Genomic DNA, 14340 nt, shown 5'->3' on the forward strand with positions numbered 1-14340 from the left:
TCGGATCGATCCCGCGCCTGTGAGGCGTCCGCTCATGCTCGCCATTGCCGACATTTGCCGCATTGTCGAATCCGGCTTCCCTGCGCTGAAGTGCGACTGCACGCAAGTAGGGCAGGGGTTATTGCGGATCAAGGTTTATGAGCCGGACAGCGGGCGCGTCGAGTTACTGCTCAATGGCGTTTCCCCGGAACATCTCGTCACGATCCGTGACATTTCCAATTTCATCGGTGAATTACGCACGGAAATAAGCGCGGGCCGCAGGGCTTTCGCCGGCTGAACATCATAAACGTCGTTGAAAAGCCTGGACGATGCGCAAGGTCGCGTCGCTGGTATGCAGATTGTGCACGGCATTCAGCGGGTGCCAGATGCAGTCGATGATCTCGTTCTGCGGGCGTGCCTGATCAATATTCAGCACTGAGGCTTCATAGACGTGATGCCGGGTGCTGCCGCTTTGTAGTTCCATCAGGTAAAGCACGTCGTCGGCCTTCAGCCCTGTTTCTTCGCGCAATTCGCGCACGGCTGCATTCGCTCGGGTTTCACCGTGCTCGACTTTGCCTCCGGGCAAAGTCCAGCGGCATCGAGGTTTGCGCACCAGGAGAATGTGACGGTCCTGTTCGCAAATGACGGTTGCTCGTACTTTCATCTGTTACCTGTTAACTGCCTGTCACGAATTGGTAATAAAAATGCAATATTCGAGCCGAGCCATTCTTTAAAGGTTCCTGCAGGAGGCAATAATGAAAAAGCCCCGGTTTACGCCGGGGCTCGTGTTGGGTGGGGCGAGTCAGTATCAGTGGACTTTGATTCGGCTGATGGCGCGCGCCTTCACTTCTCTGGCGTACAACTGCAGTCGCTCTTCATCGCTTTGCAAAACCTCGCAGGATCTCAGGACTGTCTGGGCGTCCGCTTCGTTACCGGACTTGCGCAACTGTTCGGCGATGCGTTTAAGGTCGACTGCCGACCAGCGCAGATCCGATGCGACACTCTGCAGGTCGCGCTGAAGTTCGTGTTCGTATTCGTTGAGCCGCATGATCACCTCCTGAACATTCTCGGTAGAAAAGAGTAGCCGCATTTTTCAGCTGTCGCGCGTAGCTGGTCTGTCATTGGCCTGATCGATGTAAAAAATTGTCCTATGTTCATTGAGGGCGCGGTGCCACGATGGATGTGTACTACGGTTAGGCGTTACATTCGCTTTTTTTGATTAAGGGAACACCATGCGAATATGGATCGGGAGTCTGGCGTTGGCCATGTTGGCGGGATGCTCGCTGCCGACATCGTTGGTGCCGGGTGAGCCCAACGTGAGCAAAACCAGTGACAAGACGCCAAGGGACTATGCCGCTTGTGTATTACCGTTATGGCAACAGGATGTCGCCAAGACCTCGCAGACTTCGATTTCCAACGGCTATCGTATTACTGCGCCAAGCATTATCACGGCTGACGAGATTCTCGATATCGTGAAGTACAAGGACGGTAGCCGCGTGTCGTTGTACCAGGGGCCGCCATGGGCAAAATCCGGGTCGTTGCGCAAATCGGTGCGCGATTGCCTGTAACGCCATTTATGAGCGTAAAAAAAGCAGAAACCGCATCAACGGTTTCTGCTTTTTTTTGGCTTTTCAGGGGCGGTCAGTCTGAAATGTCGGTCAGTGGGATAGTACCGAAATTGCCCTTTTTCTCGCGGCGATCCTGAATCCAGTCCTCCACTTGCTGGCCGAACTCCGCTGGCGCTTTGCGTCCGACTTTTCTCGCAATGTCGAGAATGGTTTGCTGCGAAAGCGCTTCTTCCATGCGGTTTTGCGCGGTCATCATGGCCGCGTGGATCGAGCAGGTGCCTTCAATCGCCCACTCCGGGGGACTGCCTTCAAACAGCGCGCAACGCCCGCGAATGTCCCGGCATTCGAAAATATTCTTGCGACCATCGATGGCTTTGACGATATCGAGCAGGGTGATTTCGTCGGCCGGCCGCGCCAGGCTGAACCCGCCGCGCACACCTTCAGACGCCACTACCAGTTTGCCTTTGGCCAGTTTGGTGAAGATCTTCGCCAGATATTCCACTGGCACGCCTTGCAATTCTGCCAGGTCACGCACGCTGGCTTCGCGGCTGTCGCCTCCGCTACCCACCAGAAAAGTCAGGCAATGAATGCCGTATTCGACGCCTGCGCTGTAAAGAGACATATATAAGTCCGACTTGATTTGTCGTAAATGCTAACAGTCTGATGCCGACTCGGCAATCTGTCAGTTCAAATGCAGTTGCATCCTTCTGTGTCATTGCTCCAATAAATATTAGGTTTTTCGCAGGTCATCAAGCGCGATAAATATCTAATATTTCGTTTAAATCTATCAGTAAATCTGACTTGTTGGATTTATATCCGACCAATAGAGTCGGCGCTATTGGGTTGGTATTGTGTGGTTTTAGGCAACATCGATCACCTCTCTTTCAGCGGTTTGGCTTTTTCTGGAGAAACACAATGAAGCAGCAGATTCTGATTATCGGCGCGGGTTTTGGCGGTATGTGGTCGGCGTTGAGTGCGACGCGTCTGGTGGATCTTCACGGTCGTGATGACGTCGAAGTCAGCGTTCTCGCGCCGCAGGCCGAGTTGCGTGTACGTCCGCGATTCTACGAGCCGAATGCTCATCAACTGGCTGCACCGCTGAGTGAACTGTTCGAAGTGGTCGGCGTTCACTTCATCAAAGGCGCGGCCGAGACCATCGATGTCGCGCAAAAAACGGTCGGCTACACCGATGCCTCTGGCGTGAAGCAAGTGTTTCACTGCGACAAACTGGTGTTGGCGGCCGGCAGTGGCCTGGCACAATCAGACACACCTGGTGTCAGCCAGCACGCCTTTGATGTGGACCGGATCGAAGCGGCCATTCACCTGGAAACTCACCTCAAAGCCCTGAAAAATCTGCCGGAAAACCAGGCGCGCAATACCGTCGTGGTCGCGGGTGGCGGTTTCACCGGTATTGAAACGGCGACGGAAATGCCGGCGCGTCTGCGCGAGATTCTCGGTGAGCAGGCTGATATCAAGGTTATCGTCGTCGATCGTGGACAGAAGATCGGTGCCTCGATGGGCGAGGAAATCAGTAAATCCATCGTCGAAGCCAGCGAGGAGCTGGGGGTTGAATGGCGCTTGGGCGTTTCGGTGCAATCAATCGACGCTAACGGTGTGACCCTGTCGGACGGTCAGCACATCGACGCGAAAACCGTCATCTGGACAACCGGTGTGTGCGCCAGCTCTCTGACTGAACAAATCCCCGCCGAACGCGATAAGCAAGGGCGCCTGCACGTCGACGCGCACCTGAAAGTCATCGGTCAGGACGACATCTTCGCCACCGGCGATGTGGCCTACGCCGCTACCGACGATATCGGCAACTACGCGCTGATGACCTGCCAGCATGCGATCTCGCTCGGTCGTCACGCCGGCAATAACGTTGCGGCGCAGATTCTCGGTGTTGACCCGACGCCGTACAGCCAGCCGAAATACGTAACGTGTCTGGACCTTGGTGCCTGGGGCGCGGTGTACACCGAAGGCTGGGATCGTCAGGTGAAACTGGTTAAACAGGAAGGCAAAGCTTTGAAAACCCAGATCAACACTCAGTGGATCTATCCGCCGGCGGCTGATCGCGTGAGCGCTCTGGCGGCTGCCGATCCGATGATTCCTGTGGTTGCGTAAAGCCTCTTCGTTTCAAAAAAATCCCGCGCCGGTTCAATCCGGACGGGATTTTTTCTCAGATGCCGCAAGATGCTTCGCTGAGCACGATCCGACCGAACTCGGCATTGGCATCCTGCGGCGTGATTGCGAAGAGTTGGTCGAGACGGATGTCCTGTTGCGCACCTGCCTGTTCGATAACCAGGAACTCCTCTTTGTCGCTGGAGGTGCGAGTGGTGATGGCCCGGGCAACCAGCCGCTGACCATCGATCAACTCGATATCCAATTGATAGCCGCGCATGCAGGCGATTTCCAGATAGTCGTGCAAATCGCAGTTCAGTGGCTGATAGCGGGTCATGGCGTTACTCCTCGAAGCCTTGCAGAGTGATGATGAAATAGCCTTTTTCGTTGATCGCCGCAGCGACCTGCGGATTGGCCGGTTCGCTGTGGCAGAACTGGCACTGGCTCTGGGAAATGTCCTCGTCTTGCAAGCCGTTGTCGATCAGAAACTGCCGTGCGTAGGACTTCGCCGCGTCTGCCTGGCGATCGGTGAGCACATCGAAGTGCAGGTAGCGGCCATCTTTGGTCCGCACGTGGGTATCGAACACTTTGACGAACACTATTTACCCTCCTTCATTTTCCAGGTGCCCGGCAGCGAGAGGTCGCCAGAGGCAATGTCATAGACGCTGCTGACGCACAGCAACGGGTTGTGCAGGTCGGCGTTGACCTTCAGTGTGTATGAACCAGATCGAAAGCCGCATCGGCTTTGCCTGGCTCGCTGTGAATGCCTTCAGGCCCGTGAGCCAGGGCTTGCGTCGCTAGCAGCCTTTCTCCAGTTGTCTTCAAGGGGCCATGACTAAAAGTCATTGCCCCATGATTTTTAATGGTTACAGCCGGCTTATGGCCCGGTGTTAAAAAATCGCAAACACAGCTCATCAATAACAACCAGAGAGCGTTTGCAGCCATGTCGCATTTTCCCCGCCGCACCTCCCCATGCCCGTTATTGATCACGCTCGCCATCCGGCCCGCGTGAGCTGCCGATCACCCGAACAATCCCTCTGCATCACAAAGAGTAATGACTGATGAAAGAACTCGACCTGTACATCGGTGAAGGTTTCGAAGGCCCGGGCGTGAACGCTGCGCACATCAATATTCTGATCGGCCCGCGCAATGGTCCGGCGGGGCAGGCTTTCGCCAACAGCCTCGCGTCGCCGAGCCAGGGCCATTGCCCGTTCATGGTGATTGCGCAGCCGAACATCCCGGTCAAGCCGATGACCCTGTATGTGAACAAAGCCGCGATCAGTAGCGACCTGCACGGCAACGCAACGTGGGGCGCTTCGCAAGCCGGGATCGCTAAAGCAGTGCTTGAAGCATTGCTCGACGGCACGCTGCCACCGGAAGCCGAAGATGAGTGGGCGATCGTCACGGCCAATTGGGTCAACCCGGCCTGCGACGATCTCGACGCTGTGTATCTGAACAACTACAACGCCTGCCGCACTGCGATTCGCGCAGCCCTGACCGGCAAGCCGGAAACCGCGCAACTCAAAGATGTTGTCGCGCACATCAGCAACCCTTTCTACACGCCGAAAGCCTGAGGTCAGAGCCATGCAATACATTCGTTTGGGCAACTCCGGCCTGCAAGTTTCCCGCTTGTGCCTGGGCACCATGAACATGGGCACGCCGGACTGGAAACCGTGGATCTTCAATGAAAAGCAGAGCGAGCCGATCGTCGCGCACGCACTGGATAACGGCGTGAATTTCATCGACCTCGCAGACTTCTATTCTGCCGGTGTCGGTGAAGAGGTGGTGGGGCGCATCGTCAAGCGTCTGGCTCGTCGAGAAGACCTGGTGATCACCACTAAGGTCGGTTACGGCACGCGCACCGGCATCAATGCCAGCGGCCATTCACGCAAGCACATCATGGACAGCATCGATGCGTCGCTGAAGCGTCTGGACATGGATTACGTCGACGTGTTCATGCTGCATTACTTCGACGTGAACACCCCGGTCGAAGAAACCATGAGCGCCTTGAACGATATCGTGCGCTCGGGCAAGGCTCGCTATATCGGCGTATCCACCATGCTCACCGGGCAATTGGCGAAGATCCTCATGGCTTGCGAGCGCAATGGTTGGGTCAAGCCGATCAACATGCAGCTGCAATTGAATTGCGCCTACCGCGAAGAAGAGCGCGAGATGATTCCGTTCTGCCGCGACCAGGGAATTGGTGTCTCGGTGTTCAGTCCGCTGGCTCGCGGCTTGCTGACCGGTGACGTGCAGTCGACCCGCAACCAGACCGACTTCTTTACCCAGCAGATGTACAGCGACGAAGCCTCGTTCGAGATCGCCCATTCGGTGCAGCGCGTAGCCCGTGCTCGCGGCGTGTCGAATGCGCAAATCGCGCAGGCCTGGGTGGCCAATCACCCCGGTGTCGACTGCATGCTGGTCGGCGCTGATACCACGGCGCAGTTCGACAGTGCGCTGGCCGCGCTGGAAACCAGGCTCGACGCTGACGAGCTGCATGAACTGGAACGCAATTACACGCCGTGCGACGTGATAAACGATTACACCGCTGGCAAACGCATCTTGCGCATGGCCCGTCCGGGGCTGGAGCGGTTCACCCTGCAAGGAGCGGTGGCATGAGCGATTTGATCCGGTACGGCAACTTCATCGATGGCCAATGGGGCAGGGGTGGCTCGACTTATCCGGTGCGCAATCCGGCCAATGGCGAGTTGATTGCCGAGGTGCAAAAGGCCGGTGCCGAGGAAACCGTTCTGGCCATCGAGGCTGCCAACCGTGCGTTGCCGGCGTGGCGAAAACTGACGGCGAAGGAGCGCAGCCAACGGCTCAAGCGTTGGAGTGACTTGATGCTCGCCAACCAGAAAGATCTGGCGACTTTGCTCAGCCGTGAGCAGGGCAAGCCGTTGGCCGAGGCCATGGGCGAAGTAGTGTATGCCGCAAGCTTCCTCGAATGGTTCGGCGAAGAGGCCAAGCGGGCCTACGGTGATGTGATCCCGAGCCACAAGGCGGATGCACGGATCATTGTGGTCAAGGAAGCCATCGGCGTGGTTGCGGCGATTACCCCTTGGAACTTCCCGTTGGCAATGGTCACCCGCAAGGTGGGGCCGGCGTTGGCGGCGGGTTGCACGATGATTCTCAAACCTTCGGAAGAGACGCCATTGTCGGCGTTCGCCCTGGCGGTACTGGCTGAACAGGCCGGCATTCCGGCGGGTGTGCTCAATATAGTGTCCGGCGATGCCGTCGCTATTGGTGGCGCGCTGCAAGCTTCCAGCGTGGTGCGCAAACTGTCGTTCACCGGTTCCACGCGCACTGGCAAATTGCTGATGCGCCAGGCCGCCGATACGTTGAAAAAGGTCTCGCTGGAGCTGGGCGGCAACGCGCCGTTCATTGTCTTCGACGATGCCGATCTGGACGCTGCCGTCAAAGGTGCGATGGCCTCCAAATTTCGCAACACCGGGCAGACCTGCGTGTGCGTCAACCGCTTCTTCATTCAAGACAGTGTGTACGAGGCCTTCACCGGCAAACTGGCTGAAGCCGTTGCGGCGATGCGTGTCGGCAGTGCATTGGAAGGTGATACCGAGCAAGGCCCATTGATCAACGCTGCCGCGCTGGCCAAGGTTGAAAGCCACGTCAGTGATGCACTGGAGAAGGGCGCCACGCTGTTGTGCGGCGGGCGTCGTCATGCCTTGGGCGGCACGTTCTACGAGCCAACCATCCTCACCGAGGTCAATGGCGACATGCTGATCGCGCAGGACGAAACCTTCGGGCCGGTCGCCGCGTGTTTCCGCTTCAAGGATGAAGCCGAAGTATTGCAGCGCGCCAATGACACGCCATTCGGGCTGTCGGCGTATTTCTACAGTCGCGATATCGGCCGGGTGTGGCGCATGGCCGAAGGACTTGAGGCCGGGATGGTCGGGATCAACGAAGGGATCATTTCTACGGAAGTAGCGCCGTTCGGCGGGATCAAGGAATCGGGCCTCGGGCGCGAAGGTTCGAAGTACGGTCTGGATGACTATCTGGAGATCAAATACTTGTTGATGGGCGGTCTCTGACTTCTCCTGATGAAACCTTGTGAGGCGTTATGTGGCGAGGGGATTTATCCCCCGATGAGTTGCGCAGTACTCCCCTGCTTTTTGATTCAAAAGAAGGGCTGCTTCGCACCCCATCGGGGATGAATCCCCTCGCCACAGGGATCGCGTCCACCGTAAAAACAAGAGCAATCGATTTCTCCGTCAATAACAACAATTGGAGATGAACATGTCCGCTCAACCGATAAAAATCGACGACCTGCCCATCGGTCGCTTCCACATCAAAATCGCCGGCCTCACCTTCGGCGCGCACTTCACCGACGGCTATATCCTTGGCCTGATCGGCATTGCGTTCACCTTGCTCAGCCCGCAAATGCAACTGGATGCGTTCTGGCAGGGATTGATTGGCGCTTCGGCGTTGATCGGGCTGTTTTTCGGCAGTCTGTTTTTCGGCTGGATCTCGGACAAGGTCGGCCGGCAGAAAATCTTCCTGGTCAGTTTCGTGCTCATCACTGTTGCCTCGGTGATGCAGTTCTACGTTGAAACGGCGATGAGCCTGTTTCTCTGCCGCGTGCTGATCGGCATTGGGCTGGGCGGTGATTTCAGCGTCGGTCACGCGATGCTGGCCGAGTTCTCGCCGAAGAAGCATCGTGGCGTGTTGCTCGGGTCGTTCAGCGTGATCTGGACGTTTGGTTACGTTGCCGCCACCTTCGTCGGCACCGCGATGCTCAGCCTTGGCGATGATGCCTGGCGCTGGATGCTGGCCTCGTCAGCGATCCCCGCTGCGTTGATTCTGATTGCGCGGATCGGCACGCCGGAGTCGCCACGCTGGTTGGTCAATCAAGGGCGGGTGGCCGAGGCGCGGGCGATCGTCAAAAAACATCTGGGCGATAACGTAGAGCTGGATGAAACCCGCTCCACGGAAACCCGTTCCGGCTATGCGGTGTTGTTCAGCCGCGAGTACCGCAAACGCACCGCGTTCAACTGCCTGTTTTTCGTGTGCATCGTGATGCCGTACTTTGCGATCTACACATTTCTGCCGTCGATCCTGCAGCAGATGGGCCTGGCGGAAGGCTTTGGCACCGAACTGATGCTGAACATGCTGCTGATCCTCGGTGCGCTGATCGGCATCTGGTGCACGATCAAGTTCACCCGCCGCGGATTTCTGATCAACTCGTTCATCATCCTTGCGGTGGCGTTGCTCCTGCTGGCGGTGTTGCCGGGCAGTGCGGCGTGGCTGATGGTGCTGGTGTTTGGCGTGTTCACACTGGTGTTGTCGGCGGTGAGCAATCTGGTCGGGGTGTTCCCGGCAGAGAGTTTCCCGACCGAAGTGCGCGCCAGCGGTATTGGCCTGGCAACAGCAGTGAGTCGCTTGGGCTCGGCAGTGAGTACGTTCCTGCTGCCGGTCAGTGTGGCGGGGATTGGCCTGAGTCCGACCATGGGCATTCTGGCAGCGATTCTGGCGATCGGTGCGTTGCTGTCGTGGGCATGGGCGCCGGAGACCAAGTCGTTGACGTTGAGTCAGGCGTGCAAGGCGCAGAGTCCGGTGGAGGGCAGCGCGGTTGTCGTGACCAAGGTCGCCACCCCGATCTGACAAACCACTCTGCAGGAGTTGCCGCAGGCTGCGATCTTTTGACTTTCAAGATCAAAAGATCGCAGCCTGCGGCAGCTCCTACAGAGGATGTGAGATGTTCAAGGGTTACTGACCAGACTCAACCAGTCAGTAAACAGCTTCACTTTCGACAAGCCTTGCTTGTCATTCGCCACATCCAGCCAGTAACCGTAGGGGCCGATCACTTCAATCGGGGTGATCGGTAACAGGCTGCCGTTAGCCAGTTCCTTCTCGATCATCTGCCGATCGATCACCGCCAGGCCACCTCCGGACAGCGCGGTGTGGATCACCTGATCCAGTGTGCTGAATTCCAGTCCCTGCCCGGCATCGATGTCCTCCCGACCCATGGCCTCCAGCCAGTTCTCCCAAACCTTCAGGCGCTTGCCGTCGTGGAGGATGTGCAACAGTGGAAACTTCCTCAAATCCGGCGCTTGATCGCCATTGAATAACTCAGGGCTGGCCACTGCGATGTGCCGTTCCATCACCAACAATTGACTTGCGCAATGCGTAGAGGCGCAAAGGCCGAAACGGATGTGGCAGTCGATTTCTGCGGCGCTGTCGTGGCTGGCCTGATTGGTCACGCTCAGGCTGATGTCTGGATAGCGCTGACAGAACGCACGCAAGTGCGGCGATAGCCAGCGTGTCGCCCAGGTTGGCGGTGCGAGCACGCGCAGGCGTTGACGCAGGTTGGGCACGCGCACCGCTTGCAGCGCACGTTCCATGTGGTCGAACGCTTCGGCCAGATGCGGTTTGAGGTTGCTACCGGCTTCGGTCAGTGACAGGCCTTGCGGGGTGCGGACGAACAGCGCCACGCCCAGGTAGTCTTCGAGTTGTTTGATCTGGCGACTGACTGCGCCCTGAGTGACGTTCAGTCCTTGTGCGGCTTGACTGAAACTGCGATGGCGCGCGACTTCTTCGAACACGCGCAGGGTGTTGAGCGAGGGCAGTTGACGCATGGAGGCAGAACCCCGGATCGAGCGTTTAGCTCGGTTTTATTTTTGTAAGTTTGGTTTGTAGGGCCTATCTGACTATTGGTGAGGGGCGGATGCAAGTGGTGTTTGGCAGGACGCCTTCGCGAGCTTGCTCGCGAAGGCTGACTTTGATACGCAGTCAATCCCGGATCAGAAGTAATACCCAATGTTCACATACATCTGGTTCTCCCACTGATCCAGTCCGCCGGCACCCAGGCTCTGGGTGTAACTGCTGCCGCCGATGTAGGGATCGTTCTTGCCGATCAGCCATTCGGCGGCCACCCACAACTTGCTGACCGAAAACGAGCTGCCGAGGATCATTCGTTCCGACGTCTTGAAGCCGCTGGCAGACTTGTCGAAAGCGCTGTAGTTGGCGTAGAGCTTGATCCCGCTGACTTGATCGAAAAGGTACTTGCCGGCGACGTCATAACTCACATCCGCGACGTACAAATTGCCGCGACTGGCAACGTTGTAGGTGCCGTCGTAACCGCCGAGCGTTACCACTTCATCGCTGCCGGGGTTGCGCGGCGACATCTGCTGTCGCGCCGCCTGAAGTTGCACGCCCCACGGGCCGTTCTTGCCCAGATAGTGGACGGCGACGGCGTTGCGTCGCCCATCGTTGTCGGTGTCTCTGTTCTGAAGGCTTGAAGTCAGACCCGAGACGCCGACTTCGGATTTCCAGGGGCCAAGATCCATGGCCTTGGCCACTCGCAGCACCAGGGTGTTGCGCTCCTGGTTGTCGCTGCCGTCAGCGACGTAGCTGTCAGCCTCGGACACCACGCTGGAATAGGTCACGCCATTGCTGGTGCCTTTGCCTTGCCAGGCAGGACGCAGGTAGTAACCGGCCTGGAAATTCCAGTCGCCACTTTGCTGGATGTATTTGGCGCCGACCTGCTGCACATCTTCCAGGCCGATGACGTTGCCCAGGGTTTCGTAAAAGGTGCTGCCGAAATAGGGCTGCAAACCGAACGGCACCGTGTTCAAGCCCACCTGCACTTGCTGATCGGGATTGAATTTGTACCCGGCCCAAGCGAACTTGGCCAAGCGGATGTCGCCGTAGTTTTTGCTGTACTGGTAAGGGTAGGAGCGACCGTAGAAGCGGTATTGCGCCTCGCCGATCCAGGTATCGGAGTTGTACTTGGCGCTGAGGAACACCGTGTCGAGGCCGAACTTTTGAATGTCGCGATCAGGATCGACATCCCAGCGCGCGCGAATGGCGCCGCCCAGGTCAAGATTATCGGTGACCTGCACCGCCATTGCCGGAGCGGCAAAGCTGCAGAACAGAGCGATGGAGGTCGTGCGCAGGCGAAACAAAGAGGGGAAGGGCATGGAGCGGCTCTCGATTGTTTTTATTAGAGATGCCGCGCAGTTTTGCCATCCGACAGATCTTGAACAAACGATAAAAACGACGGAAGAACCTGCGTCGAATGCATGTTACTCGGAAATTCCTGTAGGACAGTCCGTCAAACTCGTGGGATGCTTCGCGTCTTGTCAGTGGTTTTCGAGTGCCTTGATATGAAACGCAAAATGCCCGGCCTGAATGCGCTCAAAGCGTTCGAAGTGGCCGGTAGCGCCGGCAGCTTCACCCGCGCCGCCGAGTTGCTCAATGTCACCCAAAGCGCAGTGAGCCGTCAGGTCCGGCAGTTGGAAGAGCAGCTCGGCGAAAACCTGCTGGAGCGTCGCCATCATCATCTGGAGCTGACCAGTGCCGGCAAGGTTCTGCTGCGGGCACTGCATCAGTCATTCGACAAGATTGAGCTGACGGTGCGCAGCATCCAGCAGAAAACCCACTCCAATCGTCTGCACATCAACGCGCCGCCAACCTTTACCAGTCGCTGGTTGATGCCGCGGCTGGGGCGTTTGCGCGAGCAGCACCCGGAACTCGAGTTGAGCATCACCACGCGCTTGCAGGACAGCCTGGCGGAAACCAGCAACCTGGACTGTGCGATCCGTTTTGGCGACGGCGAGTGGGACGGGCTCGACAGCTCTTTGCTGATCCAGGAGCGACATATCGCCGTGTGTGCGCCTTTTCTATACACCCGCGAGGGTAGCGAGCAGGGCATCGATCTCAATCGCCTGACACTGCTGCATGTGTTGGCCAAGGAAGATCAGCGTTACCTGACCTGGAAACACTGGCTCGACGCGGCACGTATCAGCGGTGTCGATACCCAGGGCGGCTATGAGTTCGACCTGCTGGATCTGGCGATACAAGCGGCGACCGATGGGCTGGGGATTACCATTGCCGACTGGCACATGGTCGCCGCAGAGTTGGCCAGCGGTCAGTTGACCCAAGTGCTGAACGTGCATGTCGAGGGGCATCAGTCGTATTGGCTGGTAACCCGGCCGGAGCAGACTGAAATGCCGCAGTTGCAGGTGTTCAGTCAGTGGTTGCAGGAAGAGATCTGGTTGGCCCAGCGCCAGTTGGAGCCTTCGACTGCGGCCATCTGAGACATCGCTATTGGGAGTAACCTGCATTTTTCGAATGTTCTGGCGCCCGATAAATCGTTTGTTCAACCTGCCATCGATGACAAGACTGGTGGCATTGATAAAAACAACGATGGGCGATGCACATGCGAACCGAGCGAAATTTTGTTAACGGCCAATTCATCGAGCCTGCCAGCGCGGCGCTGATCGCGGTCTACAACCCGGCCACCGAAGCGCTGCTCGGCCATGTGTCGGGCGCCACTGCTGAAGAGGCCACCGCCGCCGTCGACGCCGCCGCAGCGGCGCAAAAGGTCTGGGGCAAACTCACCAGCATCGAACGCGGCGAACATCTGCGAGCGCTCGCCACGGCTCTTGAGGATCGCGCCGAGGCCATCGGCGCCGCGTTGGCAGCGGAGTCCGGCAAAAGCATCAGCGATGCCAGCAACGAATCCCGCTACGCCGCACAGATCACCCGCTACCACGCCGAGTGGGCGCGGCGTATTGAAGGCGAAATCATCCCCAGCGACAGTCCCGACGAGAACCTGTTTCTACACCGCGAGCCCATTGGTGTCGTGGCCTGCCTGATCCCGTTCAACTACCCGGTTTATACCTTGCTGCGCAAAATCGCCCCGGCGCTGATTGCCGGCAATACCGTGGTGGTGCGTCCGAGCAACAACACACCGACTTCGGCGTTCGAAATCGCCAAAGCGGTGCAGCAGTCGGGCATGCCGGCGGGTGTCATCAATATCCTGACCATGGATCACGCCACCGCAGCGGCGGTTTGCACTCATAAAGCGGTGGGCCTGATTACCCTGACCGGCAGCGTCAACGCCGGGCGTATCGTGCTCGACTACTGCAAGACCAACATCGCCAAGCCGTCGCTGGAGTTGGGCGGCAAGACTCCGGCGATCATCGAGGCGGATGCCGATCTGGAAGCTGCCGCGAGCGCGATCATTGCCTCCAAGACCACCCATTGCGGCCAGTTGTGCACGGCGGTGGAGCGGGTCTATGTGCAGGAAAGCATCTACGAGCAGTTCCTTGGTCTGCTCAAGACCAAAATCGCCAACGTCAAATTCGGCGATCGCGCGACCGACGCAAACCTCATGGGCCCGCTGGTCAACGCCAGTTCGCAGAAGAACATCCACGCCATGGTCCAGCGCGCCGTTGCACAAGGCGCGATCCTCGAAAGTGGCGGTGTACTGCCGCAAGGACCGGGGCATTTCTACCCGCCAACGCTGCTGAGCGGCTGCCGTCAGGACATGGAAATCGTTCAGGAAGAAATCTTCGGCCCGGTGTTGCCGGTGCTCAAGTATCGGGATATCGACGAGGCGCTGGCCATGGCCAACGACCACCAGTTCGGCCTGGCGTCGGTGCTCTACACCGAGAACTATCGCACCGCGCAGAAAATCGCCAATGCCATCGAGGCTGGCGAGTTGTACGTCAATCGCACCCCGGCCGATCCGTATCAGGGCTACCACGCCGGCTGGAAACGCTCCGGGCTGGGCGGCGATGACGGCAAGCACGGCATGCTCGAATTTACCCAGACCCGACTCGTGGTCATGAAGTACTGATCCACCGCAACACGCCTCACGCTGCACCTATAAAAACAATTATCAGGGGCGCCCGGAGCACCGGGTTGCCCG

The 14340-nt window shown here is 58.1% G+C and carries 16 protein-coding genes; 9 read left to right on the forward strand and 7 right to left on the reverse strand.

Features of this window, described 5'->3' with window-relative positions:
• Nucleotides 1–34: 34 nt before the first annotated feature.
• A complete protein-coding gene (locus ACA074_RS11670) occupies nt 35–277 on the forward strand; it encodes a DUF1652 domain-containing protein (RefSeq protein WP_187680699.1) in 243 nt (80 codons plus the stop codon).
• A gap of 3 nt (nt 278–280) precedes the next feature.
• On the opposite strand, the gene ACA074_RS11675 is transcribed toward ACA074_RS11670, so the two are convergent.
• Together ACA074_RS11675 and ACA074_RS11680 are read right to left on the reverse strand one after the other, a co-directional pair.
• The gene (locus tag ACA074_RS11675) at nt 281–643 is read right to left on the reverse strand and encodes an NUDIX hydrolase (RefSeq protein ID WP_497679056.1); all 363 of its coding nucleotides are present in this window, start codon (nt 641–643) and stop codon (nt 281–283) included.
• 144 nt (nt 644–787) lie between these two features.
• Nucleotides 788–1027, reverse strand: a complete 240-nt coding sequence (locus tag ACA074_RS11680) for a hypothetical protein (RefSeq protein WP_187680697.1) — start codon at nt 1025–1027, stop codon at nt 788–790.
• 184 nt (nt 1028–1211) lie between these two features.
• On the opposite strand from ACA074_RS11680, the gene ACA074_RS11685 reads away from it, so the two are divergent.
• Complete coding sequence (locus ACA074_RS11685) at nt 1212–1547, forward strand: hypothetical protein (RefSeq protein ID WP_187680696.1); 336 nt, start codon at nt 1212–1214, stop codon at nt 1545–1547.
• Between the two features lie 73 nt (nt 1548–1620).
• Here ACA074_RS11685 and ACA074_RS11690 read toward each other — a convergent pair whose 3' ends face one another.
• On the reverse strand, nt 1621–2169 hold the full coding sequence (locus ACA074_RS11690) for an RrF2 family transcriptional regulator (protein ID WP_401265394.1): 549 nt from the start codon (nt 2167–2169) through the stop codon (nt 1621–1623).
• 293 nt (nt 2170–2462) lie between these two features.
• On the opposite strand from ACA074_RS11690, the gene ACA074_RS11695 reads away from it, so the two are divergent.
• Complete coding sequence (locus ACA074_RS11695) at nt 2463–3668, forward strand: NAD(P)/FAD-dependent oxidoreductase (RefSeq protein WP_497679057.1); 1206 nt, start codon at nt 2463–2465, stop codon at nt 3666–3668.
• A gap of 55 nt (nt 3669–3723) precedes the next feature.
• Here ACA074_RS11695 and ACA074_RS11700 read toward each other — a convergent pair whose 3' ends face one another.
• The gene (locus ACA074_RS11700; protein ID WP_489880087.1) at nt 3724–4002 is read right to left on the reverse strand and encodes a Rho-binding antiterminator; all 279 of its coding nucleotides are present in this window, start codon (nt 4000–4002) and stop codon (nt 3724–3726) included.
• A 4-nt stretch (nt 4003–4006) separates the two neighbouring features.
• The gene (locus ACA074_RS11705) at nt 4007–4264 is read right to left on the reverse strand and encodes a DUF2024 family protein (RefSeq protein WP_187680692.1); all 258 of its coding nucleotides are present in this window, start codon (nt 4262–4264) and stop codon (nt 4007–4009) included.
• A gap of 462 nt (nt 4265–4726) precedes the next feature.
• Between ACA074_RS11705 and fae the strand changes: the two genes are divergently transcribed.
• The 4 genes from fae to ACA074_RS11725 all read left to right on the forward strand — a co-directional run bounded on the left by fae (nt 4727) and on the right by ACA074_RS11725 (nt 9284).
• Nucleotides 4727–5239, forward strand: a complete 513-nt coding sequence (gene fae / locus ACA074_RS11710; protein WP_093437400.1) for a formaldehyde-activating enzyme — start codon at nt 4727–4729, stop codon at nt 5237–5239.
• Between the two features lie 10 nt (nt 5240–5249).
• The gene (locus ACA074_RS11715) at nt 5250–6284 is read left to right on the forward strand and encodes an aldo/keto reductase (protein ID WP_497659314.1); all 1035 of its coding nucleotides are present in this window, start codon (nt 5250–5252) and stop codon (nt 6282–6284) included.
• Nucleotides 6281–7714 (forward strand): NAD-dependent succinate-semialdehyde dehydrogenase, encoded by a 1434-nt coding sequence (locus ACA074_RS11720; protein WP_187680688.1) that lies wholly within the window; start codon nt 6281–6283, stop codon nt 7712–7714. Before ACA074_RS11715 ends, ACA074_RS11720 begins: the two co-directional genes overlap by 4 nt.
• Before the next feature lie 205 nt (nt 7715–7919).
• A complete protein-coding gene (locus ACA074_RS11725) occupies nt 7920–9284 on the forward strand; it encodes an MFS transporter (protein WP_489880089.1) in 1365 nt (454 codons plus the stop codon).
• Nucleotides 9285–9382: 98 nt separating this feature from the next.
• Here the strand turns inward: ACA074_RS11725 and ACA074_RS11730 are convergent, their stop codons facing one another.
• On the reverse strand, nt 9383–10258 hold the full coding sequence (locus tag ACA074_RS11730; RefSeq protein WP_497679058.1) for a LysR substrate-binding domain-containing protein: 876 nt from the start codon (nt 10256–10258) through the stop codon (nt 9383–9385).
• 165 nt (nt 10259–10423) lie between these two features.
• Nucleotides 10424–11602: a hypothetical protein gene (locus ACA074_RS11735; RefSeq protein WP_497679059.1), complete on the reverse strand. Its 1179-nt coding sequence runs from the start codon at nt 11600–11602 to the stop codon at nt 10424–10426.
• A 186-nt stretch (nt 11603–11788) separates the two neighbouring features.
• On the opposite strand from ACA074_RS11735, the gene ACA074_RS11740 reads away from it, so the two are divergent.
• Complete coding sequence (locus ACA074_RS11740) at nt 11789–12721, forward strand: LysR substrate-binding domain-containing protein (protein ID WP_497679060.1); 933 nt, start codon at nt 11789–11791, stop codon at nt 12719–12721.
• A 122-nt stretch (nt 12722–12843) separates the two neighbouring features.
• Nucleotides 12844–14268 (forward strand): aldehyde dehydrogenase, encoded by a 1425-nt coding sequence (gene aldA, locus ACA074_RS11745; protein WP_497679318.1) that lies wholly within the window; start codon nt 12844–12846, stop codon nt 14266–14268.
• Nucleotides 14269–14340: the final 72 nt, after the last annotated feature.

Source organism: Pseudomonas sp. LBUM1655, assembly GCF_059716085.1.

Excerpts from the sequence above, each read along its gene's own strand:
- ACA074_RS11670 (WP_187680699.1), top strand. The coding sequence starts at position 35 with ATGCTCGCCATTGCCGACATTTGCCGCATTGTCGAATCCGGCTTCCCT.
- ACA074_RS11675 (WP_497679056.1), bottom strand. The coding sequence starts at position 643 with ATGAAAGTACGAGCAACCGTCATTTGCGAACAGGACCGTCACATTCTC.
- ACA074_RS11680 (WP_187680697.1), bottom strand. The coding sequence starts at position 1,027 with ATGCGGCTCAACGAATACGAACACGAACTTCAGCGCGACCTGCAGAGT.
- ACA074_RS11685 (WP_187680696.1), top strand. The coding sequence starts at position 1,212 with ATGCGAATATGGATCGGGAGTCTGGCGTTGGCCATGTTGGCGGGATGC.
- ACA074_RS11690 (WP_401265394.1), bottom strand. The coding sequence starts at position 2,169 with ATGTCTCTTTACAGCGCAGGCGTCGAATACGGCATTCATTGCCTGACT.
- ACA074_RS11695 (WP_497679057.1), top strand. The coding sequence starts at position 2,463 with ATGAAGCAGCAGATTCTGATTATCGGCGCGGGTTTTGGCGGTATGTGG.
- ACA074_RS11700 (WP_489880087.1), bottom strand. The coding sequence starts at position 4,002 with ATGACCCGCTATCAGCCACTGAACTGCGATTTGCACGACTATCTGGAA.
- fae (WP_093437400.1), top strand. The coding sequence starts at position 4,727 with ATGAAAGAACTCGACCTGTACATCGGTGAAGGTTTCGAAGGCCCGGGC.
- ACA074_RS11715 (WP_497659314.1), top strand. The coding sequence starts at position 5,250 with ATGCAATACATTCGTTTGGGCAACTCCGGCCTGCAAGTTTCCCGCTTG.
- ACA074_RS11720 (WP_187680688.1), top strand. The coding sequence starts at position 6,281 with ATGAGCGATTTGATCCGGTACGGCAACTTCATCGATGGCCAATGGGGC.
- ACA074_RS11725 (WP_489880089.1), top strand. The coding sequence starts at position 7,920 with ATGTCCGCTCAACCGATAAAAATCGACGACCTGCCCATCGGTCGCTTC.
- ACA074_RS11730 (WP_497679058.1), bottom strand. The coding sequence starts at position 10,258 with ATGCGTCAACTGCCCTCGCTCAACACCCTGCGCGTGTTCGAAGAAGTC.
- ACA074_RS11735 (WP_497679059.1), bottom strand. The coding sequence starts at position 11,602 with ATGCCCTTCCCCTCTTTGTTTCGCCTGCGCACGACCTCCATCGCTCTG.
- ACA074_RS11740 (WP_497679060.1), top strand. The coding sequence starts at position 11,789 with ATGAAACGCAAAATGCCCGGCCTGAATGCGCTCAAAGCGTTCGAAGTG.
- aldA (WP_497679318.1), top strand. The coding sequence starts at position 12,844 with ATGCGAACCGAGCGAAATTTTGTTAACGGCCAATTCATCGAGCCTGCC.